Genomic DNA, 1,605 nt, shown 5'->3' with positions numbered 1-1,605 from the left:
ATCAACTACCCCCGACCGAGGTCGGAGGTTTGCGACTAACTAGCGTGGTCCAAACAAACTCCCCGAAGAGAGTTCTCCCATAGCCAAGCCCGAAGGCTTACGCTGTCGCTTCTCAAGCATCCTTGGCGGACCTCAGATGCTTCCGCAGATTGATTAACTACGGCAGAACAGCACGTGTACGCACTGCTCTAATTTGTTTGTTTCTTTGATTTCTTGACTTTGGCTTTCTTGGCTTCGCTTGTGCCGCGTTTGCTCTGATACGATGGATTAGGCACGCCACTGACGTACATCGTTCCCAGCATCTGAATGTTCATCGCGGCGATGCGGTCGTCATTGGAGCGGTAGCCGCATCTGTCACAGATGTACATGTGCAGTCCATGGTCACGGTTTTCTTTGAAGATCCGGCCACACTTAGGACAGCGCTGACTGGTATAGTGAGCATCTACCTTGACGACTTCACTGCCGTTCAGACGCGCCTTGTACTTGAGCTTTTGCTCAAGATCATAGAAAGACCAGGAATGGTGCTCATATCTGTTTTCCCTCTTGCGGTTGTAGACCGTATCAAAGGTCACGTCAGTTAAGTCTTCAAGGACAAAGAGAGTGTCTGGTCCGTAGTGGCTAACGAGTGTCTTAGACAAGCAGTGATTGCAGTCGCTCATCCAGCGGTTCTCTCGATTGCCAATCTTGCGGATGCGTCTCTTTGAGTTTCTAGTGTTCTTAGCCTGCAGATGGCTGCGCAGCTCCTTATAGTGCTGACGCTTGCGGGCAATAGCCTTGCCGCTTATGAAGAGGGTTTTGCCCTTTTCGTCATAGCAGGCAGCGATCTGCCGCAGGCCACGGTCAATTCCGACAACATGGCGAGTCTGCCCAATCTCATAATCAGGGAAGGACTTGGTTGCGCTGATGTGCATAAACCAGTGCTTGCCGGATTTAAGAATCCTGGCAGTGCCAAAAGTCCATTCGTCATTCAGATACTGCTCAAAGCCGGGCATGGCAATCTCGCATTCAATCCGCCCGTCAAGGGTGTTGACGGACACGATCTTGCCGTTCTGCTTAAAGGAATAGTCCCGGCCTCTGACCTCATCCAGCTGCGGTCGCTTAAAGAAGATTGGCTTCCAAAGCCAGTCAAGATCGCGCTGAACAGCATAGCAGCCCTCACCTTGGGGCGCATTGATGTCGTGGATTTTATATGGCTTTTGACCAAGTTGAGTTTGAACAGACTTGTATCTGGCAATAACGGTCTTCAAAACAGACTGAGCCATTTGGGATCTGAGGCTGAACTTCTGTCGCAAGTCGGAGTAGAGTGCTTTGTTCAGCTTTGCCTGGCGGAGTTCAAAGTCATGCTCAAAAACATATTGGGATACGAAGTTGCAGCCCTGTCTGTAAATTTCCATGCTGTCTGCCAGTGATTTGGCATTGTCGGAACTGGCCACTTTGATGTGAGCTTTAATGGTCAAAGAAATTTCCATTGGTCATGCCTCCTTTCACTAAATATATTATAACATAAAAATAGTGAAAGTGGCCACTGGAATACTAATTATCTAGAGAATTTAGAAAGGAGAAAGGCGCGCTCCCCCCTCGATTGAAATCGAAGGTTTCCGCGCG

Annotated in this window: 1 protein-coding gene; it reads right to left on the bottom strand. The window is 49.3% G+C overall.

Annotation, left to right across the window (positions count from 1 at the left end):
• Positions 1–188: 188 nt before the first annotated feature.
• Positions 189–1,469 carry an RNA-guided endonuclease TnpB family protein gene (locus OCH80_RS10095; RefSeq protein WP_404540632.1) on the bottom strand — a complete coding sequence of 427 codons (1,281 nt, stop codon included), beginning with the start codon at positions 1,467–1,469 and terminating at the stop codon, positions 189–191.
• Between the last annotated feature and the right edge of the window lie 136 nt (positions 1,470–1,605).

Source organism: Lactobacillus sp. 23-2 (assembly GCF_044902225.1).
GTDB lineage: Bacteria > Bacillota > Bacilli > Lactobacillales > Lactobacillaceae > Lactobacillus > Lactobacillus absianus.
This window is presented reverse-complemented; position numbering and strand designations above follow the sequence as displayed.

Coding starts and splice junctions, on each gene's coding strand:
- OCH80_RS10095 (WP_404540632.1), bottom strand. CDS start 1,469: ATGGAAATTTCTTTGACCATTAAAGCTCACATCAAAGTGGCCAGTTCC.